At 64.6% G+C, this 26,293-nt stretch carries 26 protein-coding genes; 10 read left to right on the top strand and 16 right to left on the bottom strand.

The genetic code is table 11. From position 1 onward, the window contains the following. Positions 1–214 precede the first annotated feature (214 nt). Positions 215–2,929: a UvrD-helicase domain-containing protein gene (locus tag ABVK50_RS16940; protein WP_353645469.1), complete on the bottom strand. Its 2,715-nt coding sequence runs from the start codon at positions 2,927–2,929 to the stop codon at positions 215–217. A 210-nt stretch (positions 2,930–3,139) separates the two neighbouring features. Here ABVK50_RS16940 and ABVK50_RS16935 point away from each other — a divergent pair, with 210 nt between their 5' ends. Beyond that, the gene (locus ABVK50_RS16935) at positions 3,140–5,434 is read left to right on the top strand and encodes a PBP1A family penicillin-binding protein (protein ID WP_353645470.1); all 2,295 of its coding nucleotides are present in this window, start codon (positions 3,140–3,142) and stop codon (positions 5,432–5,434) included. Positions 5,435–5,474: 40 nt separating this feature from the next. Here ABVK50_RS16935 and ABVK50_RS16930 read toward each other — a convergent pair whose 3' ends face one another. After that, positions 5,475–5,717 carry a DUF982 domain-containing protein gene (locus ABVK50_RS16930; RefSeq protein WP_353645471.1) on the bottom strand — a complete coding sequence of 81 codons (243 nt, stop codon included), beginning with the start codon at positions 5,715–5,717 and terminating at the stop codon, positions 5,475–5,477. Between the two features lie 282 nt (positions 5,718–5,999). Here ABVK50_RS16930 and ABVK50_RS16925 point away from each other — a divergent pair, with 282 nt between their 5' ends. Together ABVK50_RS16925 and ABVK50_RS16920 are read left to right on the top strand one after the other, a co-directional pair. Continuing rightward, complete coding sequence (locus tag ABVK50_RS16925; protein WP_353645472.1) at positions 6,000–7,157, top strand: hypothetical protein; 1,158 nt, start codon at positions 6,000–6,002, stop codon at positions 7,155–7,157. Next, a complete protein-coding gene (locus tag ABVK50_RS16920) occupies positions 7,144–7,851 on the top strand; it encodes a hypothetical protein (protein ID WP_353645473.1) in 708 nt (235 codons plus the stop codon). Before ABVK50_RS16925 ends, ABVK50_RS16920 begins: the two co-directional genes overlap by 14 nt. Here the strand turns inward: ABVK50_RS16920 and ABVK50_RS16915 are convergent. The 5 genes from ABVK50_RS16915 to ABVK50_RS16895 all read right to left on the bottom strand — a co-directional run bounded on the left by ABVK50_RS16915 (position 7,796) and on the right by ABVK50_RS16895 (position 11,307). Further along, complete coding sequence (locus tag ABVK50_RS16915; protein WP_353645474.1) at positions 7,796–8,221, bottom strand: GtrA family protein; 426 nt, start codon at positions 8,219–8,221, stop codon at positions 7,796–7,798. The two genes, ABVK50_RS16920 and ABVK50_RS16915, sit on opposite strands and share 56 nt — an antisense overlap. Further along, the gene (locus ABVK50_RS16910) at positions 8,199–8,891 is read right to left on the bottom strand and encodes a methyltransferase domain-containing protein (RefSeq protein ID WP_353645475.1); all 693 of its coding nucleotides are present in this window, start codon (positions 8,889–8,891) and stop codon (positions 8,199–8,201) included. Before ABVK50_RS16910 ends, ABVK50_RS16915 begins: the two co-directional genes overlap by 23 nt. After that, positions 8,891–9,898: a glycosyltransferase family 2 protein gene (locus ABVK50_RS16905; RefSeq protein WP_353645476.1), complete on the bottom strand. Its 1,008-nt coding sequence runs from the start codon at positions 9,896–9,898 to the stop codon at positions 8,891–8,893. The genes ABVK50_RS16910 and ABVK50_RS16905 overlap by 1 nt, the downstream gene beginning before the upstream one ends. Positions 9,899–10,133: 235 nt before the next feature. After that, positions 10,134–10,646, bottom strand: a complete 513-nt coding sequence (locus ABVK50_RS16900; RefSeq protein ID WP_353645477.1) for an OmpA family protein — start codon at positions 10,644–10,646, stop codon at positions 10,134–10,136. 7 nt (positions 10,647–10,653) lie between these two features. Next, positions 10,654–11,307, bottom strand: a complete 654-nt coding sequence (locus ABVK50_RS16895) for a L,D-transpeptidase (protein ID WP_353645478.1) — start codon at positions 11,305–11,307, stop codon at positions 10,654–10,656. Positions 11,308–11,493: 186 nt separating this feature from the next. Here ABVK50_RS16895 and ABVK50_RS16890 point away from each other — a divergent pair, with 186 nt between their 5' ends. Then, positions 11,494–12,369, top strand: coding sequence for a dienelactone hydrolase family protein (locus tag ABVK50_RS16890; protein WP_353645479.1), 876 nt, complete (start codon positions 11,494–11,496; stop codon positions 12,367–12,369). Between the two features lie 150 nt (positions 12,370–12,519). After that, positions 12,520–13,041 (top strand): hypothetical protein, encoded by a 522-nt coding sequence (locus tag ABVK50_RS16885; RefSeq protein ID WP_353645480.1) that lies wholly within the window; start codon positions 12,520–12,522, stop codon positions 13,039–13,041. 12 nt (positions 13,042–13,053) lie between these two features. On the opposite strand, the gene ABVK50_RS16880 is transcribed toward ABVK50_RS16885, so the two are convergent. Next, on the bottom strand, positions 13,054–13,251 hold the full coding sequence (locus tag ABVK50_RS16880; RefSeq protein ID WP_353645481.1) for a hypothetical protein: 198 nt from the start codon (positions 13,249–13,251) through the stop codon (positions 13,054–13,056). 153 nt (positions 13,252–13,404) lie between these two features. Continuing rightward, positions 13,405–13,890, bottom strand: coding sequence for a thioesterase family protein (locus tag ABVK50_RS16875; RefSeq protein ID WP_353645482.1), 486 nt, complete (start codon positions 13,888–13,890; stop codon positions 13,405–13,407). Positions 13,891–13,992: 102 nt separating this feature from the next. Between ABVK50_RS16875 and ABVK50_RS16870 the strand changes: the two genes are divergently transcribed. Together ABVK50_RS16870 and ABVK50_RS16865 are read left to right on the top strand one after the other, a co-directional pair. Beyond that, a complete protein-coding gene (locus tag ABVK50_RS16870; RefSeq protein ID WP_353645483.1) occupies positions 13,993–15,411 on the top strand; it encodes an FAD-linked oxidase C-terminal domain-containing protein in 1,419 nt (472 codons plus the stop codon). Positions 15,412–15,500: 89 nt separating this feature from the next. Beyond that, a complete protein-coding gene (locus ABVK50_RS16865) occupies positions 15,501–16,022 on the top strand; it encodes a hypothetical protein (protein ID WP_353645484.1) in 522 nt (173 codons plus the stop codon). Here the strand turns inward: ABVK50_RS16865 and ABVK50_RS16860 are convergent. From ABVK50_RS16860 to ABVK50_RS16850, 3 genes are all read right to left on the bottom strand, one after another. Further along, positions 16,019–16,801: a DUF2182 domain-containing protein gene (locus ABVK50_RS16860; protein WP_353645485.1), complete on the bottom strand. Its 783-nt coding sequence runs from the start codon at positions 16,799–16,801 to the stop codon at positions 16,019–16,021. The genes ABVK50_RS16865 and ABVK50_RS16860 overlap by 4 nt on opposite strands. A gap of 11 nt (positions 16,802–16,812) precedes the next feature. Further along, entirely contained in the window at positions 16,813–17,445 is a 633-nt protein-coding gene (locus ABVK50_RS16855) for a DUF1326 domain-containing protein (RefSeq protein WP_353645486.1), read from the bottom strand. A 125-nt stretch (positions 17,446–17,570) separates the two neighbouring features. Beyond that, complete coding sequence (locus tag ABVK50_RS16850) at positions 17,571–18,137, bottom strand: hypothetical protein (protein ID WP_353645487.1); 567 nt, start codon at positions 18,135–18,137, stop codon at positions 17,571–17,573. 230 nt (positions 18,138–18,367) lie between these two features. Between ABVK50_RS16850 and ABVK50_RS16845 the strand changes: the two genes are divergently transcribed. Continuing rightward, positions 18,368–22,309: an AsmA-like C-terminal region-containing protein gene (locus ABVK50_RS16845; protein WP_353645914.1), complete on the top strand. Its 3,942-nt coding sequence runs from the start codon at positions 18,368–18,370 to the stop codon at positions 22,307–22,309. A gap of 137 nt (positions 22,310–22,446) precedes the next feature. After that, entirely contained in the window at positions 22,447–22,941 is a 495-nt protein-coding gene (locus ABVK50_RS16840; protein WP_353645488.1) for an Hsp20/alpha crystallin family protein, read from the top strand. Positions 22,942–23,013: 72 nt separating this feature from the next. On the opposite strand, the gene ABVK50_RS16835 is transcribed toward ABVK50_RS16840, so the two are convergent. The 4 genes from ABVK50_RS16835 to ABVK50_RS16820 all read right to left on the bottom strand — a co-directional run bounded on the left by ABVK50_RS16835 (position 23,014) and on the right by ABVK50_RS16820 (position 24,807). Then, positions 23,014–23,256 carry a ribbon-helix-helix domain-containing protein gene (locus ABVK50_RS16835; protein WP_353645489.1) on the bottom strand — a complete coding sequence of 81 codons (243 nt, stop codon included), beginning with the start codon at positions 23,254–23,256 and terminating at the stop codon, positions 23,014–23,016. Further along, positions 23,253–23,450: a DUF4169 family protein gene (locus ABVK50_RS16830; RefSeq protein ID WP_353645491.1), complete on the bottom strand. Its 198-nt coding sequence runs from the start codon at positions 23,448–23,450 to the stop codon at positions 23,253–23,255. Before ABVK50_RS16830 ends, ABVK50_RS16835 begins: the two co-directional genes overlap by 4 nt. A gap of 2 nt (positions 23,451–23,452) precedes the next feature. Further along, positions 23,453–24,004, bottom strand: a complete 552-nt coding sequence (locus ABVK50_RS16825) for an SspB family protein (protein ID WP_353645492.1) — start codon at positions 24,002–24,004, stop codon at positions 23,453–23,455. 128 nt (positions 24,005–24,132) lie between these two features. Continuing rightward, on the bottom strand, positions 24,133–24,807 hold the full coding sequence (locus ABVK50_RS16820) for a TetR/AcrR family transcriptional regulator (RefSeq protein WP_353645493.1): 675 nt from the start codon (positions 24,805–24,807) through the stop codon (positions 24,133–24,135). A 274-nt stretch (positions 24,808–25,081) separates the two neighbouring features. Between ABVK50_RS16820 and ABVK50_RS16815 the strand changes: the two genes are divergently transcribed. Continuing rightward, the gene (locus ABVK50_RS16815; RefSeq protein ID WP_353645494.1) at positions 25,082–26,284 is read left to right on the top strand and encodes a multidrug effflux MFS transporter; all 1,203 of its coding nucleotides are present in this window, start codon (positions 25,082–25,084) and stop codon (positions 26,282–26,284) included. The last annotated feature ends 9 nt before the right edge of the window (positions 26,285–26,293 follow it).

Genomic DNA, 26,293 nt, shown 5'->3' with positions numbered 1-26,293 from the left:
GGAATCCTTCTAAGCTCTTTGTAAGTTATTTTTCCACCCTGTTTGTTAAAAAGATCTACGCTTTGCGCGGCTACAACGCCGGTATAGAATCCATAATTTTGATTTTTCTTGGATTTCCGATGGTTGTGAAGTCGGATGGAGGCATTGATTTGCAGCTATAAACGAGACGTAAACTATGATTATCTGGATTTCGAGTTATTGCAACGAGTCAAGTTCAAACCCCCGTCACAAACCCGTCCAGCACCCGTTTCTGGCCGGCCTTGTCGAAGTCGATTGTGAGCTTGTTGCCGTCGATGGCGACGACGTTGCCGTTGCCGAATTTCTGGTGGAAGACACGGTCGCCGACCGTGAACGGGGAGGGGGTGTCGGAGACGGATTTGGCGACGAGCTCGCCGTCTATGGTGCGGCCTTTTACCGATCCGCGGCCGGCGCCGTAGCCGCTATCGGTTTCGCCATAGCCGATGCGCTCGACGGCATGGCCGGAACGCGTGCCCCAATTGCGGTCTGTCGCCTCGGTGCGGTTCTGCTGCGCGCGCTGCCAGCCCGGCGTCTGGTAGGTGCTGGAGAAAGAGCCACCGCCCGCGCCGGAACCGCCCCCCAGATTGTCGAATCGAGAGGCGCCGTAGGGATTTTGTCTTCCCGCCCCCTTGGCGCCGCGGCCGGAGGCGAAACTGCCGCCGCCATAGGCCGAACCGTAGCCGCCATAGGAGGATGAGCCCTCGTCGATTTCGACATGGGCTTCGGGCAGCTCGTCGAGAAAGCGCGAGGGGATGGTCGACTGCCAGAGGCCGTGGATGCGGCGGTTGGAGACGAACCAGATGTGCAGATTCTTCTTGGCGCGGGTCAAGCCCACATAGGCGAGGCGGCGCTCTTCCTCCAGCCCGGAGCGGCCGCCCTCGTCGAGCGAGCGCTGGTGCGGGAACAGGCCTTCCTCCCAGCCGGGGAGGAAGACGGTCTCGAATTCGAGGCCTTTCGCCGAGTGCAGCGTCATGATGTTGACGGCGTCCATGTTCTCCTGCTGCTCGGCGTCCATGACCAGCGCGACATGCTCGAGGAAGGAGCGCAGCGACTCGTATTCCTCCACGGAGCGGATGAGCTCCTTGAGGTTTTCGAGCCGGCCCGGCGCTTCCGCCGAACGGTCGTTCTTCCACATGTCGGTGTAGCCGGACTCTTCCAAAATGGTCTCGGCAAGCTCGGTATGGGGCGTGTGGTCGAGGGCTGCCTGCCAGCGCGCGAAATTGGCGGCGACTTCGCGGAGTGCGGCGCGCGGCTTCGGCTTCAGCTCGTCGCTTTCGGCGAGCTTTTCGGCGGCTTCCAGCATCGGCACGCCAAGCGCGCGGGCGGTGTCGTGGACCTGGCGGATGGCGGCTTCGCCGAGGCCGCGCTTGGGCACGTTGACGATGCGCTCAAAGGCGAGGTCGTCCGCGCCCTGGGCGACCACGCGGAAATAGGCGAGCGCGTCGCGGATCTCCTGGCGCTCGTAAAAACGCGGGCCGCCGATGACGCGGTAGTTGAGGCCGAGCGTGACGAACCGGTCCTCGAATTCGCGCATCTGGAAGGACGCGCGCACAAGGATCGCCATGTCGTTCAGATTGTGCTTTTCGCGCTGCGCCTGCTCGATGGTCTCGCCGACGGCGCGGGCTTCCTCCTCCGAATCCCAGGCGGCGTGGACATGGACCTTGGCGTCGTCGGGGTCGGCCCTTTCGGTGAACAGGGTTTTTCCCAGCCGCCCTTCATTGTGGGCGATGAGATGCGAGGCCGCGCCGAGAATGTGGGCGGTGGAGCGGTAGTTGCGCTCCAGCCGGATGATGGTCGCGCCGGGGAAATCCTTGTCGAAGCGGAGGATGTTGTCGACCTCGGCCCCGCGCCAGCCATAGATGGACTGGTCGTCGTCGCCGACGCAGCAGATATTTATCTGCTGCCTTTTGTTTTCGCTCACGGCCGCAAAGTCGCGCTGCCCCTCACCCTTACCCTCTCCCCGTAAGGACGGGGAGAGGGGGGCATCAGCGTTGGAGCTTCCTCCTTCTCCCCGTTTTTCCCGGGGAGAAGGTCCGGCAGGGGATGAGGGGCGGCGCGGCTCCTCCGGCCGCTGCGCCAGGAGCCGCAGCCACATATACTGCGCGGTGTTGGTGTCCTGGTATTCGTCGACGAGGATGTATTTGAAGCGGCGGTGATATTCCTTCAGCACGTCCGGATAGGCGCGGAAGATGCGGATGGGGTGGCACAGGAGATCGCCGAAATCGCAGGCGTTGAGCGTCTGCAGCCGCTCCTGGTAGGCTTGGTAGAGCTGGCGGCCCCGGCCGTTTGCGAAGGAGCGCGCGTCGCCCTCGGGGATTTCCGAGGGGCCGAGGCCCTTGTTCTTCCAGCCGTCGATCATCATGGCGAACTGGCGCGCCGGCCAGCGCTTGTCGTCCAGCCCCTCGGCCTGGATCAACTGCTTGATCAGGCGCACGACGTCATCGGTGTCGAGGATGGTGAAGCCGGATTTCAGGCCGGCGAGCTCGGCGTGGCGGCGCAGCATTTTTACGCCGATGGAATGGAAGGTGCCGAGCCACGGCATGCCCTCGATGGCTTCGCCGACCAGCATGCCGACGCGCTGCTTCATCTCGCGCGCGGCCTTGTTGGTGAAGGTGACGGCCAGAATCTGGCTGGGAAAGGCGCGGCCGGTGGCAAGGATATGGGCGATGCGGGTGGTAAGCACGCGCGTCTTGCCCGTGCCGGCTCCGGCCAGAACCAGCACCGGACCCTCCGTGGTCTCGACCGCGAGGCGCTGCTCGGGGTTGAGGCCGGCGAGGTAATCGGGCGCGGAAGCCTGGCGCGCGGCCATGGCGCGCGCGGCGATGCCCGAAGGCGCGTGGCCGCCAGCCGGGCGGGCGGGCGGGGCGCTCGGCTCGTCGAAAAAGGGCATGTCGTCCGGGAAACCTGACATTGACACCGAATGTAGTGATTCGGGGGCGAAAGACCAGCAGCGTTTCCGTTTTGTGCCGCAAGGCGCGGCGTTTGGCCCGGCGCAAGGCATTGCGGCCGACCGGGCGTGGCGGCGGGGCAACGCGGCGCTTCAAATGCCTGGGAGCGCACTTTCCGAAGCCGCCGCTCGCGCTAGTTCGAGAAGCAGGGACATGCGAACGACAGATCATTCATGGCAGGCAGGAAGAAGGCCGGGAAAAGCATCGGCGATCATGAGGGGCAGTCCGCCGCGCCGGAGCCGCAGGTGGAACTCGGCGCGGCGGATGAAGCGCCCGTGGAGGAAAGCCGGCCGGCGTTCAGCCGCAGCGCCAGGGCGGCGGCGGCACTCGCCCGGGCGCTGCGCCATGATTTCGGCATCGCAGCACGCCGCTCGGGGAGGGCCATTGCGGCGGGCGCGAGGCGGCTAGGCAGACGGACACGCGAGGCCGATTATTCAGGGATCGAGGCGCGGCTCGGCGCGCTGGCCGGCTCGATCCGCAGCCTGCCGGGACTGGCTGAGCGCTGGCGGAACCGGGCAGGAGAGGCGGGTGTCGAGCCGGGCTCCCCGCAGGCCGTCGAAAGCCGCAGGCGCTATTCCTGGCTGCAGGCGGCGGCGCTGTCGGTGCTGGCTTTCATCGTGGTCTCGGTCGGCGTGCTGTGGTGGGCGCTGCGCGACGTGCCCTGGCAGGAGATCGCCGAAGGCTCGTTGAAGCCGGTGGTGGTGCTCGAAAGCGCCGACGGCGAGGCAATCGTGCAGCAGGGGCCGTATCAGGGCGCCTACGCCAAGCGCGAAGAGTTTCCGCCGCATCTGGTCGATGCGGTGCTGGCGGTGGAGGATCGCCGCTTCTACGAGCATTACGGCATCGATTTTCGCGGCGTCGGGCGGGCGATCTGGCGCAATCTGCTGGCCGGCGGGGTGGTCGAGGGCGGCAGCACCATCACCCAGCAGCTGATAAAAATCCTCTATCTGGAGAGCAACCGCACCTTCAAGCGCAAGATCCAGGAACTGGTCATCGCCTTCTGGCTGGAGGCCAGGTTCGGCAAAGACGAGATCCTCACGCGCTACCTGAACAACATCTATCTCGGCGCCGGCGCGACCGGGGTGCCGGCGGCCGCGCGCATCTATTTCGACAAGAGGGTAAACCAGCTCAATCTGACCGAATCGGCGCTGCTGGCCGGCATCATAAGGTCGCCCTCGCAGCTCAGCCCGCTCACAAACCCGCAGGGCGCTGCCGAGCGGACCGAGACCGTGCTGGACGTGATGGTGGCGAGTGGCGCGATCGACGAGGCGGAAGCGCGGGCGGCGCGGACGCAAACCGCAATGCTCAACCCGGCGCGCCCGGCGCACCGCGCCGGCAGCTGGTTCTCCGACTGGGTGCTCGACGATGCGCGCGAGATCGCCGGGCCGTATCGCGGCACGATCAATGTGCGCACCACCATCGTGCCGAAACTGCAGGCGCTGGCGGAGGAGGCAGTGCGTAAGGGGCTCGCTTCGGAGCAGGCCGCGGGCGTCGGGCAGGCGGCGCTGGTCGCCATGACGCCGGACGGCGCGGTGGTGGCGATGGTGGGCGGGCGCGACTATGCCGGCAGCGAATTCAACCGGGCGGCGGCGGCGATGCGGCAGCCGGGCTCGGCCTTCAAGCTGTTCGTGCTGCACGCCGCGCTGAAGGCCGGCTATTCGCCGCGCGACAGGGTGCGCGACGAGCCGGTCGAGATAAACGGCTGGACGCCTAAAAATTTCGGCGGCGAGTATAATGGCCGCGTCTCCATCGCCGAGGCCTTCGCGCGCTCGCTCAACGCCGCGATGGTCAATCTGGCGCAGGAGGTGGGCCTGAAGAACGTGGTGGCGGCGGCACGCGAGCTCGGCATAGACGCGCCGCTGACCGAGACGCCGGCCCTGGCGCTGGGCGCGTCGGAGGTCAGCCTGCTCGACTTGACCGGCGCCTACGCCTCGGTGCGGGCCGGGCTGGCGCCGATCGAGCCGTGGGGCATCGTCTCGTTCCAGAGCGAGGGCCAGCCGCAGGCGTTCCGGGTCGGGCCGTCGAAGCAGCCCGAAGTCGATCTGCGCGGCGCGCAGCGCGACCTGGTCGGGCTGTTGCAGCTGGTGGTCGACCGCGGCACCGGTAAGGCCGCCAGCCTCGACGGGTTCGCCGCCGGCAAGACCGGCACCAGCCAAAATTATCGCGACGCCTGGTTCATCGGCTTCAACGAGCCGCTGGTGGCCGGCGTCTGGGTCGGCAATGACGACGACAGTCCGATGAACGAGATCACCGGCGGCTCGCTGCCGGCGGCGATCTGGAAGAATTTCATGTCGGCGGCCCGCGATACGGCCCGGGAGCCGACGGAGGCGGTGACCGCGACTGCGGAAGGGGAGGAGACGCCGGTGTCGTGCAATGTGCGGGCATGCTCGCGCGCCTATCGCTCGTTCCGGGCCGAGGATTGCACGTTCCAGCCCTATAGCGGGCCGCGGAGGCTGTGCGAGAAGTAGTTTCCCGGGCAGGGCTTCCGATCGTGCGCGGACGCCATCGTCAATCGAAGATGACGACGTTTGCCGCGCGAGCGGCCTTGAGAAACGCGTCGCGGGCATCGCTTGTCGAGCAGGTTCCCTCAAGGGCGGCTTCGGCGGTGTGTATCGCTTTCTCCAGCAAATCCTCGAAGGGCCAATCCACGGCGGAAAGATAATCCATGGCCTCGCGAACCGAAGCGATCTCTATCCTGCCGACGTCAGGGTCATCCACCGTGATCGGGCGGTCGAAAGGCTTGTTTGTCATAGCCACGTCCCTTTGAGGAGCACCGCAAAGCGCTCCTACAACCCCTTATTGCCCGGCTTGTTCCCCCGGCCGGGTGTGGCGGAGCGGGCGACGCCTTGGGCCGACTTTGAACAAAACATCCATGCGGAGCTGGCGCCGAGCCAGGGTCGGGCCGATGGAGGTCTATCGCTGGCCCGCGCGCAAATTGGCGTGAAGGAACGGAACGTTTTGAACCAGCCAGCGTAACTGGTTGATTCAGGCGGAGAGCGGCGCCGCAACTCGATATGGGCAGAGGCAGACTTGGTGCTGGATGACCTTGCGCACGCGAATGCCGGTCGCTTGACGGTGCTGACCATAGCGGTGGTGCCGCTTTTCTTCGTCATCAGCGGAATTTTGATCCGCTATGCCGCATTCACGCAGGTCTGGCCGGACCATAGCCTGCAGCCCTATCTGCAATCGCTGTGCAGGTGGGATTGCTCCTGGTATGTGGGCATTTCCGAGCACGGCTATGAAGGCTTTCCGATCCCCGGCGAAAGCAATGTCGGGCGCTGGGGCTTCTTTCCGCTCTATCCGATGCTGGTTGCGGGGATCAGGGCCGTTTTCCCGTTTTCCACGGCGGTCGTCGCGATCGCCACGTCGATCGCATTGAGCTACGCCTCCTGCCTGGTCGCTTGGCAGCTTCTCGACAGGAACATGCGCGCCTACGTGCTCTATTGCGCTTTCCTGCTCAGCGGCCCGTTTTCCTTCTATTTCACCACTTTCCTCTCCGAGCCCCTATTCGTGCTTCTAACGTTATGTGTCTTCCTGGCGCTGAAACAGTCCAGCTATCTGCGGGCAGGCGCTTTCTCCGCACTGTTGTCGGCCACGCGGCTGGTCGGGGTCTTCGTCGTCTTCGCGACGGTGACCCGGATGCTCCAGGAGCATCGGGCGCATGGCGGATCGGCCCTGTCCTTCCCGCGCCGGGTGCTTTCGCGGCCGGATCTCCTCGTCGCCATCCTCATCTCGCCCGCCGGTCTTTTCGCCTACATGCTGTATCTCTATTTAACCGTCGGGGACGGTTTTGCCTTCGTCCACGTGCAGCGCGCCTTCGGGCGGGTGACGGGCAATCCGCTCCAGTTCCTGTGGGACGGGCTCTCGGCGATGCCGGCGAGCGGATGGCTGCCGACCGCTCCGCAGTGGAGCGCGTTCGCCTGCGTGGCCGGGCTGGCGCTTTCGGCGGTGCTGGCGTTTCGCAGGCAGTATGGCGCGGCACTTTTCTGCGCGCTCGGCATCGTCCTGCCGCTGCTGACGAACCTGGCGTCGATGGTGAGATATGTCGTCGGACTGGCTCCGCTGATCGTATTGTCCATGAGCCTGCTGGCGACATACAGAGTGACCTATTATGCGGCTTTGGTGCTGCTGCCGGTCGCCTGCTATTTCACCACGATCGCGTGGATGAGAGGCTACCTTGCCCTGGTCTAGAATCCCGGCGCCGCATCGGCGCGCGGCGTTCGCCGGCGGCTATGTGCTGGCGGCGCTGCTGGCCGGCGCGGAAATATTTATCCTCGGGCTGGCTCTCAATCCGCGGGTGCATCCGGACTACCGCGCCTTCTACATCGACGAGACGACCACCTGCCTCAACCGCGACCGCATCGGCGGCTATAGACTCGGCGAGACGGTTTCATTTCTGCACCTGGGGCGGCAGGCGGAGCGGATGAAGCGCGCGGCGGGCTTGAAGGTGTGCGGCTGGACCGGGCCGACCGGCGACGGCACATATTCGCTGGGCGAGACCTCGCGGCTGCGCGTAAAAATCCCGGAAATCCCCAGCGGTCTGACGGCCACGTTGGAGATGGCGCCGATGCTTCGCCCGCCGCAAACCGCGCAGACGGTCATCATCTCGGTGAACGGCGTTCGCCTGCACGAAACGACGCTCTCGGGCGATGAGCCTCAAAAGGTCTCCTTCGTAATCCCGCAGGCGGTTCTCGCGGGGGCGGAGGTGCTCGACATCGCCTTCGACTATCCCGATTCTATTCGGCAGACGCCGGTCGCAAGTAACATCTATGATCGCGCGATCAAGCTGATGTCGTTCAGGCTGGACCCGGTCACCGAGGGTGCCGGCGCTACCGATCCGGCTTCCGCCGCGCAAACACCCACCGATCGAGCGCCAGAAGATTGAGTGTCGGGATCAGTATGCACGTAACCAGCACGGGTACGATGCCCGGCAGGCCGAGCACGCCTGTCAGCAGCGCCGGCGCTGCAAAGGCCACCGCGAGCCCCACCGCCGTCAGCAGCACAAAGCGCGGGGCCTCCGCCCGATGCCGTCTGCGCGACATGAAGGTCCCGGATTTGTGGGCGAGATAGGAAAACAGCGCGGCCGCGGCGTAGGCGGCGAGGGAGGCCGGGACGGCGCTCAAGCCGACCCGGTTCATGAATAGCGTGGCCAGGATGGCGTACAGCGCCGTGGCCGCGATGCCGACCAGCACGAAGCGCAGCACGAGCTTCGGCCCGAAGCCAGCGATCGGTCTAGGCGCGCGCACTGCACGCATATTGCGCACCCAGGGGAAGAGGGGCGAACGCGCGCTCCCACCTCCTGGCCAGACGGCCGGCCCGCGGCAAAAGGAGGAAATGCTCCGACCGGATTTCCCCGAAGCCGGCTGCTCGGAAGAGCGCCTCAACCTTGCCAGCGCTAAGCAGGACGGCGTCCTTGTCGAAAGGGCACCGCAGAACGGCGAGGCGCGTCAGCGGATTCCAGGGATTATGCTCGATGATGCAGGCCATGCCTCCCGGCCGCAGGACGCGGCGAATTTCCCGAAAGAATTCGCGCCACGCGGCTGGCGGAACGTGGTGGAGAACGCAACTGGCGAACGCCAGATCGAAGGAGCCATCGCCATAAGGCAGGACGGCGGACGCGCAGACGCTGTAGGCGTGGTCCGGATTGTCAGTGCGCGCGCGGAGGATCGATTGTTCCGAAACGTCGCAGCCGCTCAGGCTCGCGAAGACACCTTTGAGATGACGATGAAGCGAACCGATGCCGCAGCCAATGTCCAAGGCCCGCACGCCCGCGCCGCCTTGCTCGATACCCCTCTCGACCATGAGGCGCCGCAGCAGGTCGGCCTTTGCTTTCAGAAAGAAATCATGCCCCAGCCCGGAAAATCCGATCGATCCCTCAACTGCCTCCCGGTAGCCGTTCCGGTAGTCGTCGAACAGGCTGGCCATCAACCGAGCTTCCGATCCGGGCTCAGCGAAAGAACGCCACGGCTTTTGCCGGGGACGGCAGCGGGGTTCGGCTCCTCGAAGCCCGTGACCCGCTCGACCACATAAAGAGGCCGGCGTTTCACTTCGGCATGGATGCTGCCTACATAGAGCCCAACCACGCCCGTCATGAAGAGATTGATGCCGCACAGAAGCGAGACTACCACTACGACGGATGTCCAGCCGGCAACGACCCCTGTCTCGAAGATCCAGGCGAACATCGCATAACCGCCAAGCAGCGCGGCAAACGCCGAAATGATCAATCCGCCCCAGAGCGCCATGTGTAGCGGCTTTTCCGAGAAGCTGACGATGCCGTGAACCGCAAGATGCACCATTTTCCAGAATGGGTACTTGGTCTCACCCATTGTTCGCGCCGGACGTTCAAAGGGTACGACAGCCTGGTTGAAACCCATCCAGCCGAACATGCCCCTGACAAAACGATCATGTTCGGGCATGTGCTTGAAGGTTTCCAAGGCCTTGCGACCCACCAGGCGGAAGTCGCCGACATCGCGCGGAATGTCGACGGTCGTCATCCGCCTCAGCAAACGGTAGAAGACACGAGCGGTGAATCGCTTGAACCAGGTTTCACCCTGCCGGCTGACGCGCCGGGCACAAACGATCTCGAACCCTTCCTTCCACTTCGCCACCAGATCTAGAACGACCTCCGGCGGATCCTGAAGGTCGGCGTCCATCACGATCACGGCGTCGCCCTTGGCGGCATCCATGCCGGCCGTGATCGCGATCTGGTGTCCGAAATTGCGGGAAAGCTCGATCAGCCGAAAACCCGACTCAGCGGCGATGACCTCCCGAAGGCAGTTGACGCTTCCGTCCCGGCTCCCGTCGTCAATGAAGATAACCTCCGCGTCTCCATCCAGCCGGTGAAGCAGCAACTTGATCCGCCCGATTAGTCGAGGCAGCACCTCTTCCTCGTTGCAGATAGGGATCACGAGCGAATATCGTGGGGGCGACACGTTTTTCCCCGTCCGATGGTGCAGCCTGATAGTCGGCGCAACAGCAATGGAATATTCGCTGAAAAGTTCCAGCTATTGCTAATATACGCACCGCGTCCGGGCCTCGACAGGAGATGGCGGCGAATACAAGCCTATAACGATGTCGCGAGCATAAGGGGTTCCGGACATCAACAATATGCCCTGTCGAGGCCGGCGCTGGGTCAAGCCCGTTTCGCGAATGCTAGGCGCCCACCTCCTACGGCTCGTCCCTCTCATCCCGCAAATTCGAGACGACGCGGCGGTTTTGCGACCGGCAGGCGGTGTCGGGGCAGTTGCGGACGAGGCGGTCCTTGCCGTAGCCCTTGGCCCACATGCGGTTGCGGTCTATGCCGCCGGCGGCGAGGTAGGCCATCACCGCGTCGGCGCGCTGCTGCGACAGGGCGACTTCGCTGGAGCCGGGATCGTCGGCAAAACCCTGCAGCTTGAGCAGCCAGCGCGGATGTTTTGTCAGCCAGGCGATCTGCGTGTCGAGGGTGGCCCTGGCGACGGAATCGAGGGTGGCCGAGCCCTGGGTGAAATAGGTGCGGCGGCCGACATTGAGGATAAAATCCTCCTCGCTGCCCGGCTGCACGCTCTGGAAGCCGGCGACCTCGGCGTTGGTGACGTTGGGCGTGGCGGGCGCCAGCGTGTTGCTGGTCGAGCAGGATGCGGCCAGCGTGAGCAGGCCGGCGGCGAGCAGCCGCTGCGTGTTTCGGATCATGCGGTTCATGGACGGTTCATTCGACAGCGGTTGAGGCCTGGTCGGCGATGTGCGGCAGGACCTGCACCGCGGTGCCTATCGGCGAACGCTGGTAGAGGTCGATGATGTCTTCCGGGAACATGCGGATGCAGCCGCTGGAGGCGTCCGTGCCGATGCTCCACGGCTCGAGCGTGCCGTGCAGGCGATAGCCGGTGTCGGCGCCGTTGCGGTGGAGATAGAGAGCGCGCGGCCCGAGCGGATTGTTCGGCGCGCCACCGGCAACAAAGCGCGGCAGGTCAGGCCTGCGCTTCAGCATTTCGGGGGGCGGGACCCATTGCGGCCACAGCGCGCGGCGGTCGATGGTCGCGCGGCCGTACCATTTGAAGCCTTCCTTGCCGACGCCAACGCCGTAGCGGATCGCCGTCTTGTTCTCCATGATCACGTAGAGAAAGTGGTTGCGCGTATCGACCACGATCGTGCCGACGGGCTCGCTGCTGAAATATTTGACGATCTGGCGATGCCAGCGCTTGTCGATCCTGGCGAAATTCGTCTTGCGGTAGACAAAGTTGTTGTCGCTGGCGGTGCCGGCGAAAAAGGATTTTGCAGCGGCGGCCTCAGCAATATTGCCCGTTGCACCCGCGACGAGCAGCGCCAGGCCGCCGAGCACGACATTCCTGCGTGACAAAACCATCGGCAATATTCCCCCCAAGCCAAAAGCCTGGCGACCATAGTTGAGAATTACTTTGCGTCAAAGTGGAAAATGCGGCGTTGCTTCGGCCGGCCGGTCCCGGCCGATCTCACCGAGGCGTTACTGGACCGCCGGCCGCCGGCCGCTATGTTTTTGCCGGGTGGGCGCAAGCAGTATCGGGAGAACAGCATGACGACACCGGCCATCACCCAGGCGATGATAGACGCCTATGACGAATACACCCATCTGACGCTGGATCGCCGCGGCTTCATGGAGAAGCTGACCAAGCTTGCCGGATCGGGCGCGGCTGCGGCGATGATCGCGCCTCTGCTGGCGGCGAATTCGGCGCAGGCGGCGATCGTCGCCGAGGACGACGAGCGGCTCACCGCCGAGGACATCACCTATCCCGGTTCGGGCGGCGATATGAAGGGCTATCTCGTGAGGCCGAAGGACGCGAGCGGCAAGCTCGGGACGGTGATCGTCATCCACGAGAATCGCGGCCTCAACCCGCATATACGCGATGTGGCGCGGCGCATGGCGCTGGAAGGTTTCGTGGCGCTGGCGCCGGATTTCCTGTCGCCGCTGGGCGGCACTCCGGAAGACGAGGACATAGCGCGCGAGATGATCGGCCAGCTCGACGCCGCGCAGACCATCGCAAACGGGGTTGCGACCGTGGCGTTCCTCGAAAACCATGAAGCGGGCAACGGCAAGGTCGGCGCGGTCGGCTTTTGCTGGGGCGGCGGCGCGGTCAACGACCTGGCCGTCAACGCTCCGGACCTCGACGCCGCCGTCGCCTATTACGGGCGGCAGGCCGCGGCGGAGGACGCAGCCAAGATCCAGGCGCCGTTGCTCCTGCACTATGCCGGGCAGGACGAGCGCATCAATGCCGGCATCGACGCCTACAAAGCCGCGCTCGAGGCCGCCGGCAAGGAAGTCACTATCCATATGTATGAAGGCGCGCAGCACGCCTTCAACAACGATACGTCCGAGGCGCGCTACGACAAGGAGGCCGCTGATTTAGCCTGGGGGAGGACGGTTGAGTTCTTCAAGGAGAAACTGGCGTAGATTCAGGTGATGCCAGTCTGCAAATGGCGGCTTTCTGCGCTTCCGGTGCTCACGGACCTGAATGTCCGCTCCGCTCCGGTTCTCGAAATCCACCATTCTCGACTCGGCCTGACCTGAATCTCGGTACGTCCTCGGATGAGGCACAGCGTGATGATCAATACCGATGCTCCAGAAAAGCATGTTTTCGAGCCGGCGGACGGCATTCCCAACAATCCGCTGCCGCTGCTGATCTGGCGGGACCGCACTCCTCGTGAAGCGCGTGACGGCCGGAGTGTCTGCGCGCTTTACGAGAAGAACGGCTGGAGCGGCACCTGGGTCTATACCGTGTACCCGTTCTGGCACTTCCACACGCTCGGCCACGAAGTGCTTGCCTGCGTATCGGGAAACGCGCGCATCGGCTTCGGCGGAGATGCCGGCATCGCGGCGGACGTTTCCATCGGCGATGTCTGCATCGTGCCCGCAGGCGTCGGCCACAAGCGGCTCGATGCGTCCGCCGATTTCCAGATGGCTGGCGGCTATCCGCCGGGCCAGCAAGGCGACATCGTGAAACCGGGCGACATCGAATTAGCGCTTGCGGCGCAGGCGATCGCGGCTCTTGCCTTGCCGGAAACCGACCCGATCACCGGCCACGCCGACGGGGTGGCCGAGATCTGGCGGCAGCCGGCGGATTGACCGGTAGCGGCCTCAGCCGTAACCGCGCTTCATCCGCGCCTGCTTGAGGATCACGCGCCAGCGGATCATGTCGAGCGGAATCGGATCGTTGTTGTTGGCGATGTGGAAAATCTCGTTGTTGAGGTTCTTCAGCGTGCGCCAGAAATCGTAATCGGTCAGGCGGGGATCGTCGGCGAGCTTGTCCGACGCCGTTTCGATATCGATTCGCATAGTCCGTCCTCAAGCGACTTAAGCCCCGGCCCGCCCGCTTGCATTCCGCTTCAGTCCCTTTCTTTCCCGAGTCGCAGGAACCAAACAACCCGACAGGTTTATTGTTCACAGTGAAAATCGGTTAAGGTTAACGGCGGCGCATTGGAGCCTTGCTCAAGCGGTCTTGCGCCTGATGCCGATCGAGCGCCCCGCGCGCTCGGGCATGGGCAAAGCGGCGTGCGCGGCGCGCATGGTCTCCACTTTCGCCATGATGTCGGCCGGGAAGGGCGCGACCCTGGGGCCAGCCATGTCGACATGCAGCGAGAGCGATTCCGAGGTAGCGGCGAGCCAGCCGTCGACATGGCGGATCTCCTGATAGGCGCGCAGCCGCTTCTCGTCATGGTCGAGGAGTTGGAAGGTGACCGTCACATTGTGGCCGAGATGCAGTTCCTGGACGTAGCAGATGTGGACTTCCGCCGTGTAGATGGTCAGCCTGCGCTCCTTGGCGTAATTGGGACCGAGCCCCATGATTTCGAAGGCGTCGTCGGAACAGCGGTCGAACAGGACGTTGTAATAAGCCATGTTGAGATGGCCGTTATAGTCGATCCAGTCCTTCTCCAGTTCCATGACGCGTGAGACGAAGGGGGCGGGAATGGGCATGAACGGTCCTCAAAGTTGGCACTGGACAAGTGAAGCTGGCCGGCAGATTAGGACCATAATCATGAGACAAGGACCGGCACTGGTCCATTCGCGGAGGATTTGATGGCGCTAAGCGACCTGCGAACGGTTGAACGCAACGAGGCCGGCATAGAGGCGGCGCTCAGCATATTGAAGCAGCGCTTCGGCGAGCGGTTCCAGACGGGCGCCGCCATACGCGGGCAGCACGCTCATACCACGACCTACATACCGACGCAGGCGCCGGACGGCGTGGCCTTTCCGGAAACGGCCGAGGAAGTGCAGGAGATCGTGAAGGTGTGCGCCGAGCATCGCGTGCCGGTGATTGCCTTCGGCGTCGGCAGCTCGCTGGAGGGCCAGGTCAACGCGCCGGGCGGCGGCATCTCGCTCGACACCTCGCGCATGAACCGCGTGCTTTCGGTCAATGCCGAGGATCTCGACTGCACGGTGGAGCCCGGCGTGACGCGCGAGGACCTCAACGCCTATCTGCGCGACACTGGCCTGTTCTTCCCGATCGATCCCGGCGCGAATGCGAGCCTGGGCGGCATGGCGGCGACGCGGGCATCCGGCACCAATGCCGTGCGCTACGGCACGATGCGCGAGAATGTGCTGGCGCTGCAGGCGGTGATGGCCGACGGAAGCATGGTGACGACGGCGCGACGGGCGAAGAAGAGCTCGGCCGGCTACGATCTGACGCGGCTCCTGATCGGCTCGGAAGGCACGCTCGGCATCATCACTTCGCTGACGCTGAAGCTCTACGGCATCCCGCAGGCGATCTCAGGCGGCGTCTGCCCGTTCCCGAGCGTGGAGACGGCGTGCCAGGCGGTGATCGCGACCATCCAGATGGGCATTCCGGTCGCGCGGATTGAACTGGTCAATGCGCTGCAGATGCGGGCGCTTAAGAACTATTCGAAGCTCGACTATCCCGAAAGCCCATGCCTGTTCGTAGAATTCCACGGCAGCGACGCAGGGGTCGCCGAGCAGGCCGAGACGTTCGGCGAGATCGCCGCGGAATATGGCGGCGGGCCGTTCCTGTGGACCAGCGTGGCGGAGGAGCGGGCGAAGCTGTGGAAGGCCAGGCACGACGCCTATTGGGCCTCGCTGACGCTGCGTCCCGGCGCCAAGGGACTGTCGACCGACGTCTGCGTGCCGATCTCGCGGCTCGCCGAATGCATCGCCGAGACCGAGGCCGACATCGCCGAGATGGGCCTGATCGCACCGATCGTCGGCCATGTCGGCGACGGCAATTTCCATACGCTGGTGCTGATGGACGTGGACGACCCGAAGGAGATCGCGCTCGCCGAAAAATTCGTGTCGCGGCTGACCATGCGGGCGATCTCGATGGAGGGCACCTGCACCGGCGAGCACGGCATCGGCCAGGGCAAGATGGGCTTTCTCGAGCACGAACTCGGCCACGGCGTCAACATCATGCGCACCATCAAGGCAGCGCTAGACCCGCAGAACATCCTCAATCCGGGGAAAATACTTCCAGCGCCGATGGAATAGCCCTGTCTGCCACGCTTGACCTGACTGCGGCTTGGGTTGAAGATTCTCCAAGCGGTGGGCGATCCGATCGGTAAGGCGAGGACAGACAGATGGCGGTGTCGCGCAAGCAAGAGGCTCGGGCGCTGAGCGAAGACGAATGGCAACTGGTGCAGATGTCGCATCATCCGGCGGTGCAGGACCTGCCGGATGCCGAACTGATCGGCCTGATCAAGTCGGTGCGCGAGCGACGCGACCGGGCGCAGACGGAGGCGTACAGGAAACGCCGCGAGATGCGGGGAAAGGCGTCGCCGAAAGGCGCCCAACCCGCAACCAAGGATCGAGGCACGCAAGCCAAGCTCGAAGTGCTCGCCATGAGCATGCGACGGCTGAACGGCGAGCATGAACGCAGGCGACGCCTCGCCGCAAAGCTCGATCTCGCCGAAAAAGCGCGCAACGCGCTGACGCTGAAGCAAAGAGCTTCGGAGAGCGGCGCGGAATTCAACACCCGCCACGCGCATCAGGGCATGCGCGCTGTGGAGAGCCGAAAGCGCAAGAACCTGATCCGGCCGATGGAACTCGGACGGCAGCGACAGGCCGCCAAGGTGGCGCAGGCAAGGCGCGACGCGCGCTAAAGCACCGGACCGAGACCAGCCAGCACAACTCCGCCCCAGACGATCAGCGCAGCGCCGGCGGCCTTGCCGATCCAGTGGCCGGCGGGGCTGAGCTTTTCGACCAGCACGAACAGCGCGATGCCGGCGATCCAGGCGAAGTTCATGACGCCGCCGACGAACAGAAGCAGCATCAGGAGCCAGCAGCAGCCGAGGCAGTAAGCGCCGTGGCGCAGCCCCATGGCGAAGGCGCCGGTCTTGCCGCTTCGCCATTGGGTCATAACGAAATCGAGCGGCGAGCGGCACTGGAGCAGGCACGCCTGCTTGAACGGCGTCCATTGGTAGAGGCCCGCGCCGACCAGGACGATCCCGGCAAGGACCGTGCTGGTCGTTTGCATCATCGGCGAAAGCAGGGCGACCCTGTCGAAGCCGTATTGAAGCAGGACCGCGGCGATGCTGAAAGCTGCCCATATGACGAGATAGCCGAGCCCGAACAGGCCGGTCGGCCCGATCGTGCTTGCCCCGCCGCTGCGCTTGCGCGCGATGGAATCGTAGAAGAGGAGCATCGGCACGGCGCTGGGCAGCATCATCGCCGTCATCATCGCCATCCACATGAGAAGCATCAGCGCGGCGTAGCCGGCGGTCCAGACCGGCTCGGCCATGGGCATGTCCATGCCCGGCATGTCCGGCATGGGCATCTCGACGCCCAGGAGCAGATACGCCCACGAGGCGAGCACGACGCCCGCCACGATGGCGACCAGGACCGTCCGGTCGTGCCGGTGCAGCGCCGTCAGAAACTGCATTTCAGGCGCCGTCAGGCAGCGACGCCTTGCGGCGTCTGAACCACGTGGGCCAGCGAACTGTGCGCCCCGCTGGTCTGGAACTTGATCGCGCCCATGCTGCGTGTGCCGGACGAGGCGATCTCCGCCATCCGATGCTCGAAGCCCTCGGGCATGACGACCTGGGCGCGGTGCGGCTCTCCGGTCACAGGGTTCTTGATCGGCTCGACCTCGGTTTCGAGAACGCCAGGCACCACCATCCGCGCGGTGCGGCCTTCCATATCGAAGCTGAATTCGAACGGTGCGAAGATCGGCTCGTGCATCCTGGCGACGATGACGCTGACGATGTGGAACAGGGTTCCTTCCGCCGAATTCTCGCCCGACAGTATAGCGGCCAGCGCGTTGCGCTGCTCGGGACTGGCGCGTTCGTCCAGGATCGGTTGGGCGTCGCCATTGCCCTCATGGAGCGGTCCGGGAAAATGGACCGTGACGGCGAAATGCAGTCCGTCCAGGCTTACGTCGTTGAAATGGCCTTTCGTGATGCGCATGGCCACGAGGCCTTCGCATTCGCCGTTGGTCGGCCTCGCATTGAAATCGCAGGGACAGCCGAACGCGCAGTTACAATTCTTGAGCCACTCGCCTTCCAATCTCCAGTCCGCGGATGCCATGATTTCCTCCCTTGACCGATCGAAAAACCGGACCCGAAAGAATAGCACGAAAGGGCGCCCATGAATATCGACCGGGAACCGATAGTGTTTCGGTTTGAATTTCGGCTATGGGTGGACGTTATCGGTCAATCGGAGGGAGTTTGCTCCCGCGCCGCTTTCCGAAACAGCCAGGCCGATCCGAGCCACAGCGCGACGAAGAACCCATTCAGCCCAAGGATCTCCGTCACGGAGCTAACCGGCGACTGGTGCTCGCCAGCAATCAGGGCGATCACGGCGACCAACGCCTGAGCTAACGCTGTCGCGACCAACGCGCGCGCCATTCCATGCGGCTGGAAACGCACGACGACGGCGCCGATGATCCCGACAGCGAGCACTCCACCGTACATCAGGTTGGCGGGGTTGTCTTCATTTCCGATAATGCCGACGGCGAGGTTCATCCAGACGAGGAGGAATGCTGCGGCGACCGCGACGCCGACGGCGGCGCGGTACGCGCTATTGCCCGTCATCCTTGCTGCCAGCTCGAAGCTGCCGCCAGCGGCGACCATCATGGCGCCGAAGATAATGAAATCGGTCCTGTCCCAGACCACTTCATCGGTGAACTGCATCGCAACAAAGGGCAGCAGCAGGACGAGCGCCGCGGCGCTCCAGCCGGCTATCCTCCAACGGTTTGCGCGTCCGCCGCCATTTTCCAAGCTTTCTGCCATTGCTTCCTCCGTGCATGAGCGGCGTCTCAGCTTAGCATGGGCGACCAGCGAGCGGACAATGGCACCTGACCGATCCCTGGGCTGCTGCACTGTCCGCTTGGGCTGCGAGCCGAAGCCCCAGCGGACACGTATCGGAACTCTTCGGCAAAATTGCCACTTTATGCCAGGACTGATGACGGTAGAGTGCAAACCCGTTTCCAATCCATCGTGAGGAACTGATTCTGGCGCGGCTTTTTGTCATTATCGGCGGATTGATCGTAGTGGTGCTGACGGCGGCGCTGGTCGGGCCGTATTTCGTCGACTGGACATCCTACCGCGCCGATTTCGAGCGCGAGGCTAGCGCCATCCTCGGCCGCAAGGTGACGGTGGAGGGGGACGCGAGTGCGCGGCTGCTGCCGTTTCCGTCGGTGACGTTCTCGGACGTTTCGGTGGGCGGTGGATCGTCAGCCGCGCCGGCCATGACCATCGAGACATTTTCGATGGATGCCGAACTGGCGCCGTTCCTGCGCGGCGAGTTCCTGATCTTCGACATGCGCATGGTGCGGCCGAAGGCGACGGTCGACGTGGCCGCCGATGGAACCGTCGACTGGACGGTGCGGCCATCGACGCCGTTCAAGGCGAGTCAGATATCGCTCGAAAGGCTGACCGTCACCGATGGCCAGGTGATAGTGCGGCATGCGGCGAGCGGTCGGACGCATGCGCTGTCGGAAATCAACGCTGAAATTTCTGCGCGTTCGTTTGCCGGTCCGTGGCGGGCCGACGGCACGGTGAGAATGGACGGCATGCCGGTCGCGCTGGCTGTCTCGACCGGTGTCGCCGACGATGCCGGCCAGATGCGGCTTAGAATCAAGGCTGAGCCGCAACAATATGGAATCGCTATAGAAACCGATGGGAATGTCCGCATAGAGGAAGGCGCGGCGGTCTATACCGGCGTGTTCAAGATCGCGGGCGGCAAACGCGAGGCCGAGAGCCTGCGCGGCAGCGACGGCCAGCCGGTGAAGGTCGGTGCGCTGGAGGACGATCCCGGATACCGGATCAACGGACGATTCACCTTGGACCACGAGCGGCTCGGCATAGACGAATTCCGGTTCGAGACCGGTCCGCTGGACAATCCCTATACGGCCGATGGGACGGCCTTCGTGGAGATCGGCGCTGAGCCGCGCTTCCTGGTGGAGACCAGCGGCGCACAGGTTCGCTTCGACGAGGCGGTCGGGGCGGAGGAGGGCGCGAAACTGTCGCTGTCGCAGCGAATCGCGGCACTGGAGACGGCGCTGACCGGCCTGCCGAGGCCGGCGATACCGGGTGCGGTCAAGGTCAACCTGCCGGCGGTCGTGGTCGGCGACACGACAATCCGCAATGTGCGCCTTTCCGCCGAGCCGGCCGACGGCGGCTGGAACCTGAATTCGCTCGGCGCGACGCTGCCGGGACGCACGACGCTGGAAGCCGATGGGTTTTTGCGCACCGAAGGAGAATTCGGCTTCGACGGATCGCTGCTGCTCGCCATCAACCAGCCTTCGGGCTTCGCGGCTTGGGTGGCAAAGGACGTGGACGACGCGATCCGGCGGCTGCCTGCGGCAGGGTTCAAGGCCGAAGTGGAGATGACGAAGCAGCGCCAGCTTTTCAGCGATCTGGAGCTGGTGCTCGGCGATGCGGTCTTCCACGGAGCCATCGACAGCCGCCAGCCGGCTGACCTGCGGCCTTCGGTATTGCTCAAGCTCGACGGCGAGGCGCTCGATGTGGACGGGCTGACGGCGTTCGCGTCGCTGTTCGTCAGCGACGAGGGGGCCAACCGCTTCGCCGACCGCGATCTCGATTTCCAGATCACGGCAGGACCAGTGAGCGCCGGCGGGCTGACGGCGGAGACCGTCGACACCGCGCTGCGGCTGCGCAGCGGCGTGCTGGAGATAGACCGGCTGGCGATCGGGGGGCTTGCCGGCGCGTCGGTCAGCGCGACCGGGACCATCAAGGGTTTTCCCGAGAACCCCACAGGCAATCTCGACGCCTCGGTGGTGGCTGTCGACTTGGCGCCGCTGGTTTCGCTGGCGGCGGCGCGCCACCCGGACAACCCGCTGCTCGCGGGGCTGGACAGGCGCGCGGCTGCCTATTCCGGCTTGCTGGCCGACACCCGCATCGACCTGATCGCCAGCGCCGCAGCCAACGATAATCGCACGACGGGCCTGGCGCTCAGCCTACAGGGCGACGCCGGCGGATCGGCGATTTCGGCGGCGCTGTCTGGCTCGGCCAAGGCCGGAGCGATTGGCGAGGGTGAAATGTCGCTGTCGCTTTCCGCGCGCAACGATGATGCGACGTCGCTGATGGCGCTAGCGGGCCTGCCGGTGCTGCCGCTGGGCGCGGTAGGGCCGGGCGAAATGACGCTTTCGGCCAAGGGCGAACCAGCCGAGGGCATGGAAACGGCGTTCGCGCTTTCGGGGGACGATTTTCTCGCCAGTTTTGAAGGCACGTCCAGCTTCGGCGATCAGGGATTGGCTGCGAAGGGCAAGTCCCAACTCGAAAGCGCGGATCTGGAGCCATGGCTGATGACCGGCGGCGTGTCGCTGCCCGGAATGGGACTGGGCATGCCGGTCGCGCTCGCGGCTGAAGCCGACTATGCCGATGGCCTGCTGGTGCTTGCCGGCCTCAACGGCACGGTGAACGAAAACGCGGTGTCGGGCGACGTCAACGCCGAGATCCGCGAGGGGGCGCCGCACCTGACCGGCGCGCTGGCGCTCGACGCACTCGACCTCGAACCGGTGGCGGCGATGCTGCTCGGCGAAAACTCGATGGCGCCCGCGGCGGAAGGCGGATGGCCATCCGTGCCCTTCCAGCCGAAATCGGCGGCGCCGTTCACCGCCGAAATGGACATATCCGCCGGAACGCTTTCGGCGGGCGCGGCGGCCAGCGCCTATGATGCGACGATGGCCTTCCGGCTCGACGCGGAAGGCATGCGGGTATCGGACCTGCAGGGAAAGCTGTTCGGCGGCGATCTCGCAGGCCTGCTCGAACTCAAGAACAATGGCGGCACCGGGCTGTTTTCAGGCCAGTTGTCGCTCACCGGCGCCGATCTCGAAACGGCGCTGCCGGGCGTCGGGCTTTCGGGAGCCGGCGACTTCTCGGCCGCGCTTTCGGCAAGTGGCAAGTCGGTCGGCGGCATGGTTGCGGCGCTGTCGGGCTCAGGCACCGCCGCGCTCAAGGACCTGACCATCGCCGGGCTCAACAGCCAGGCGTTCCCGGCTTTCATCGCCAGGGCAGACGCGATCGGCCGCGACATAGACGCGGCGCAGACGGCAGGCTTCGCGCCGGAGATCGCGGCCGGCGGCAGCTTTTCGGCGGAAGGGGCGGAGATCGCCTTCACCGTCGCCGGAGGTGTGCTCCGGGCGCCGCCGGTCAGCCTCGAAAACCAAGACGCGGCGGTGACGGCGGATATCCGCGCCGACCTCAACACAAGGGAAGTCGCGGTGGAGGGCACGATCGCCTACAAACCCGGCGACGAAGCCTTGGCCGGTTCCGAGCCGTTGCTGCGGTTTCACCTGCAAGGCAGGCCAGGCGAGGCGGAGCGCGTTTTCGACAGCGAGCCGCTGGCTCAATTCCTGACGCAGCGGGCGCTGGAACGGGAGCAGGCGCGGGTGGAAGCAATGCAGGCAGAGCTTCTGGAAAAGCAGAGGCTGCGGCGCGAGGTGCGCTACTTTGCTGCGCTGCAGGCAGAGCGCGAGCGCGCGGCCGAACAGGCGCGGATTGCGGAGGAAGCACGCCTGCGCGCTCTGACCGAGGCGGCAAGGGCCGAGGAAGAAGCGCGGCTGAAAGCCGAGGCCGAGGAAAAGGCCAGGCTCGAAGCCGAAGCCAAAGCGCGCGCCGAGGAAGAGGCGCGGCTGAAAGCCGAGGCCGAGGAAAGGGCCAGGCTCGAAGCTGAAGCCAGAGCGCGCGCCGAGGAAGAAGCGCGGCTGAAAGCCGAGGCCGAGGAAAGGGCGGAACAGGCGGCGAAACGGGCAGCGGATGAAAAAGCGCGTCGCGAGGCAGTGACGCCACCGCCTGCGGAGATCGAGCGTACGCCGTTGCCGGAGCCAAGAGCCGACGGTCCGGCGGCAATAATTCCGCCTGAGCCGAAAAGGCCCGCGCCGAATACGATCGAGAGCTTCATCAGGTCGCTGCAGAACGCGGAATAGAACTCCCATCGCCCGCCTTTTGCACGCCGGCTTTCCTGCCGTTTTTGCGGAACATCAGTCGAACAAAAACGTTAAATTGCGTCGCCGAACCACCAGGGCGGCGACCCGTCCAACCCAAAAAGACAAGGAGAAAAGTCATGCCAAATCGTGACCTTGCGCCTTGGACGCGGTCCCGCGGAATCGCTCCTTTCGCGCGCGATCCATTCACCTCTTTCCGCCAGCAGATCGATCGGCTGTTCGACGATTTTCTGACGCCGTTCGATAGCACCCGCGGCCTCGCACCCGAGCAGGATAGCGGCGGTGTATGGCCGAGCGTCGATGTCGAGGAGACCGACAAGGCCTATAAAGTGACCGCCGAACTGCCGGGGCTCGAGCAGAAGGATGTCGAAGTCACCCTGCGTGACAACTCCCTGATCATCAGCGGTGAAAAGCGGCGGGAGCACAAGGAAGAAAATGGCGGCCGGACTTATGCCGAACGCAGCTACGGCCGGTTCATGCGTTCCCTCCCGCTGGACGCAGAAGTCGATGCCGACAAGGTTCAGGCGAATTTCAAGAACGGCGTTCTGTCGGTCGAATTGCCGAAGAACCCTGCCGGTCGTGACAAGACGCGCCGCATCGAGGTGAAATCGTAACAGACGCCCGCGCTTCGGCCGGGCAGTTGTCCTTACAGCCGCCGCGAAATCCGTCGCGGCGGCTGGCTCGATTTATCTCGCCGACATCAACGCCTCGACCGATTTGCGTTTTACCTCGTCCAGCACGAACAGCCGAAGCGCCGAGGACAGGTTCGCCTCGCGCGGCCGCGATGCGTCGATCTCGGCGATCAGTGCGGCGAGCGCGATCTGCCGCCCGGCCGCGATGGCGACGAGTTCATCGAAGAAGGGCTGTTCGAGCGAATAGCTGGTGCGATGGCCCCGGATCGAAACCGAACGCTTGCGCACCAGGTTCACGCGTCGCTGTCTCCGGCCGGGCGTTCGCGGCGATGGCCTTCGAGAAAGCTATGGGATTTCCTTGCAGCCTCAGTGTCGCGAGCCTTCTCGGTTTTGCTGCGGCCATGGAGCGCGCGATTCTGCTCGGCCGCGTGCTCCTTGTCGGCCCGCGCCTTCCGCTTGCGCGCCTGCCGGAGGCTGACGATGTCGGCCATGGCTATTTCTTGCGGAAAGCGTCGAGCGAAACGACTTCGGCGCCCTTGGCCGAACCGGCTTCAGCGGCTGCCGCCGCATCTTTCGCCGCTTCGGCCGGCTTTTTCTTCGGCTCTGCCTTCTTGCCGCCCGCTGCCGGGGCAGGCGCGGCTTCGGGCTTCGGCGGCAGCGCCTGGTCGGCGATCTCCGCCGGACCTTCGGACTTGACGTCGAATTCGAGCTCGAAATTGACGGAAGGATCATAGAAGCCGCGCACGGCCGAGAAGGGGATTTCCAGCTTTTCCGGAACGTCGGAGAAGGACAGACCGATTTCGAAGCCGGTTTCGGAGACCTTCAGGTCCCAGTACTGGAACTGCACGACAATCGTCATCTGTTCCGGGTAGCGCTCGCGCAGGCGGCTGGAGATGCGTACGCCGGGCGCTCCGGTCAGGAAAGTGATGAAGAAATGGTGGCTGCCGGGGAGGCCGGTGCGCGCGACTTCCGCCAGGACCTTGCGCATCACCCCGCGCAATGCCTCCTGGGCAAGAATGTCGTAGCGGATGTGGTCCTCGGCCATATTGTAAGCAGTTCCGGTGAATCGTCAGCCCTACCTCTAATCAAGCTTCGCGCCGCCGTAAACCGGATATAGAACAACCGCACTGACCTGCCAACGCGGCAAGCCTCCGCATAAGCGCAATGCGGCTGTCAGGCAGGCGGGGAGGGAGCGTTTTCGGTACGCTGCCGGCCTGGTTTGCCGTAGGCGCGCAGGAAAGTTCGCACCGCGTTGGTGGCGGCAATGCGCAGTTCCTCTTCCGAGGGTGTGATGCCCAGCATGAAGGACGTCTGCAGGTCGGCGTTGACCAGCGCCAGGAACTGGCGAGCTGCGACGTCCGGGTCGTCGATTTCGAGAAAACCGGCATGGGCGAGGCGGGCGAAGCGGGCGGCAAGCGCTGCCCAGGTCTTGCCCGGACCGTCGGTGCGCCACGTTTCGAACAGTTCCGGATAGCGCTCGCCCTCGGTCTGGATCAGCTTGCGCAAGAATTTACCATCGCGATTGCAGACGCAGTTCCGGTTCAGGCGCATGGCGAAGTCGATCAGGTCGGCTTCGAGGTCGCGCGGCTGGTCCGGGAAGGTGGCGAGTGTGGCGAAGACGCCGGCATTGGTGCGCTCGGTGATCTCGCGGACGACGGCGACGAACAGATTGGTCTTGTCGCCGTGGTGATTGTAGACAGTCTGCCGCGATACGCCTGCCTCGGCGGCGATCATGTCGATATTGGCGCCGCCATAGCCCTCGCGGCAAAACACGTTGGCGGCCGCGTCGAGGATCGAAACGCGCTTGGCGATATGGCCGCGCTGGGCGGCCGGCTCGAGGAGCGTCATGTCAGGTGCTGGCATGAAAAGAAGATAGTCGTGATTGACAATTTAGACAAGACTGTCTAATTTTCTGGACAGTTCCTTGTGGGAGCGGGTGGTTTGGAGGAGCCGGCCGATCCGCGAGGGAAGGTCGAGGGCAGCCCCCGGCGCTCGGCTCTGGCGCATGATCCCGGATCGGTTTCGGAAAGGATCATGCGCAGATTCAAAGTTTTAGAGCGTCTTTCGCGCGTCCTAGACGAAGCGCGGCTCCAACAATCACTCGAGCCAAGAGAATCAAGTCATGACGACGAACTTCCTCCGCACGGCGGTCATTCTCGGCCTGTTGTCCGCCATCGGCCCCTTCGCCATCGACATGTATCTACCCGCGCTGCCGACCATCGGGCAGGACCTTGCCGCCGGCACCGTCGCCGTGCAGATGAGTCTTCTGGTGTTCTTTCTCTCCATGGGTTTAGGCCAGATCGTGGTAGGGCCGATTTCCGACATAGTAGGCCGCAAGGCGCCGCTCTATTTCGGCTTGGCGCTGTTCGTCGCCGGCAGCATCGGCTCCGCGCTGGCGCCGGATATCGGCTGGCTGATCGCATTCCGGTTCATCCAGGGCCTGGGCGCCTGCGCGGGCATGGTGGTGCCGCGTGCCGTGGTGCGCGACCTCCACACCGGCACGGAAGCGGCGCGGCTGATGTCGCTCCTGATGCTGGTCTTCTCGATCTCGCCCATCCTGGCGCCGTTGACCGGCAGCTTCATCATTGAGGGGTTCGGCTGGCGCGCCGTGTTCTGGGCGGTGACCATCGCCGCGCTGATCGCAGTTGCGCTTCTGGCGTTCGGCCTGAAGGAAACGCGTCCGGCCGGCCATCGTGTCGGAAGTTCGTTCGGCAGTGCGCTGGCCGGCTACAAATTCCTCTTGGGAGACCGCAACTTCCTCGGGCTGGCCTTAATCGGCGGCTTCGGCATATCGAGCTTCTTCGTCTATCTGGCGAGTTCGTCCTTCGTGCTGATCGACCATTACGGCCTGTCGCCCTCGGTCTACAGCGTGTTCTTCTCGATCAACGCGGTCGCCTTCTTCGCGATGTCGCAGATGACGGGCATGCTTGCGGAGCGTTTCGGGCTGAGACGCGTCGTGCGCGTGGCGGTTTCAAGCTACGCCACCGTGATGGTCATCCTGCTCGCGGTGATGGCCTCCGGGTTGGACCAACTCGCCGTGATGGCGCCGCTGCTCTTCGTCGGCTACGGCTTTCTGGGCCTGGTCATCCCGTCGACCTCGGTGCTGGCGATGGACGACCATGGCGAGATCGCGGGCACCGCCTCGGCGCTGATGGGAACGCTGCATTTCGCCACCGGCGCGGTCGCCATGGCGGTGGCCGGCGTCTTCTTCGACGGCTCTCCGCTGCCCATGGTGATCGGCATCGCAGCCTGTGCGGTGATCGCCTTCGGCCTGACGCAGGTGACGCTCGGACGCCGGACGGCGGCGGAAGCGCCGGCGGAGTAATCTTAGATC

Origin of the sequence: Mesorhizobium sp. WSM2240 (genome assembly GCF_040438645.1) — a bacterium.
In the GTDB taxonomy this organism is placed as follows: domain Bacteria; phylum Pseudomonadota; class Alphaproteobacteria; order Rhizobiales; family Rhizobiaceae; genus Allomesorhizobium.
Note: the sequence above shows the minus strand (reverse complement) of the source record. Positions and strands in the feature narration are given on the sequence as shown.

Bases quoted from the DNA above. Each gene is read 5' to 3' on its own strand.
- ABVK50_RS16940 (WP_353645469.1), bottom strand. From the start codon at position 2,929: ATGTCAGGTTTCCCGGACGACATGCCCTTTTTCGACGAGCCGAGCGCC.
- ABVK50_RS16935 (WP_353645470.1), top strand. From the start codon at position 3,140: ATGGCAGGCAGGAAGAAGGCCGGGAAAAGCATCGGCGATCATGAGGGG.
- ABVK50_RS16930 (WP_353645471.1), bottom strand. From the start codon at position 5,717: ATGACAAACAAGCCTTTCGACCGCCCGATCACGGTGGATGACCCTGAC.
- ABVK50_RS16915 (WP_353645474.1), bottom strand. From the start codon at position 8,221: ATGCGTGCAGTGCGCGCGCCTAGACCGATCGCTGGCTTCGGGCCGAAG.
- ABVK50_RS16910 (WP_353645475.1), bottom strand. From the start codon at position 8,891: ATGGCCAGCCTGTTCGACGACTACCGGAACGGCTACCGGGAGGCAGTT.
- ABVK50_RS16900 (WP_353645477.1), bottom strand. From the start codon at position 10,646: ATGAACCGCATGATCCGAAACACGCAGCGGCTGCTCGCCGCCGGCCTG.
- ABVK50_RS16895 (WP_353645478.1), bottom strand. From the start codon at position 11,307: ATGGTTTTGTCACGCAGGAATGTCGTGCTCGGCGGCCTGGCGCTGCTC.
- ABVK50_RS16890 (WP_353645479.1), top strand. From the start codon at position 11,494: ATGACGACACCGGCCATCACCCAGGCGATGATAGACGCCTATGACGAA.
- ABVK50_RS16885 (WP_353645480.1), top strand. From the start codon at position 12,520: ATGATCAATACCGATGCTCCAGAAAAGCATGTTTTCGAGCCGGCGGAC.
- ABVK50_RS16880 (WP_353645481.1), bottom strand. From the start codon at position 13,251: ATGCGAATCGATATCGAAACGGCGTCGGACAAGCTCGCCGACGATCCC.
- ABVK50_RS16875 (WP_353645482.1), bottom strand. From the start codon at position 13,890: ATGCCCATTCCCGCCCCCTTCGTCTCACGCGTCATGGAACTGGAGAAG.
- ABVK50_RS16870 (WP_353645483.1), top strand. From the start codon at position 13,993: ATGGCGCTAAGCGACCTGCGAACGGTTGAACGCAACGAGGCCGGCATA.
- ABVK50_RS16865 (WP_353645484.1), top strand. From the start codon at position 15,501: ATGGCGGTGTCGCGCAAGCAAGAGGCTCGGGCGCTGAGCGAAGACGAA.
- ABVK50_RS16860 (WP_353645485.1), bottom strand. From the start codon at position 16,801: ATGCAGTTTCTGACGGCGCTGCACCGGCACGACCGGACGGTCCTGGTC.
- ABVK50_RS16855 (WP_353645486.1), bottom strand. From the start codon at position 17,445: ATGGCATCCGCGGACTGGAGATTGGAAGGCGAGTGGCTCAAGAATTGT.
- ABVK50_RS16840 (WP_353645488.1), top strand. From the start codon at position 22,447: ATGCCAAATCGTGACCTTGCGCCTTGGACGCGGTCCCGCGGAATCGCT.
- ABVK50_RS16830 (WP_353645491.1), bottom strand. From the start codon at position 23,450: ATGGCCGACATCGTCAGCCTCCGGCAGGCGCGCAAGCGGAAGGCGCGG.
- ABVK50_RS16825 (WP_353645492.1), bottom strand. From the start codon at position 24,004: ATGGCCGAGGACCACATCCGCTACGACATTCTTGCCCAGGAGGCATTG.
- ABVK50_RS16820 (WP_353645493.1), bottom strand. From the start codon at position 24,807: ATGACGCTCCTCGAGCCGGCCGCCCAGCGCGGCCATATCGCCAAGCGC.
- ABVK50_RS16815 (WP_353645494.1), top strand. From the start codon at position 25,082: ATGACGACGAACTTCCTCCGCACGGCGGTCATTCTCGGCCTGTTGTCC.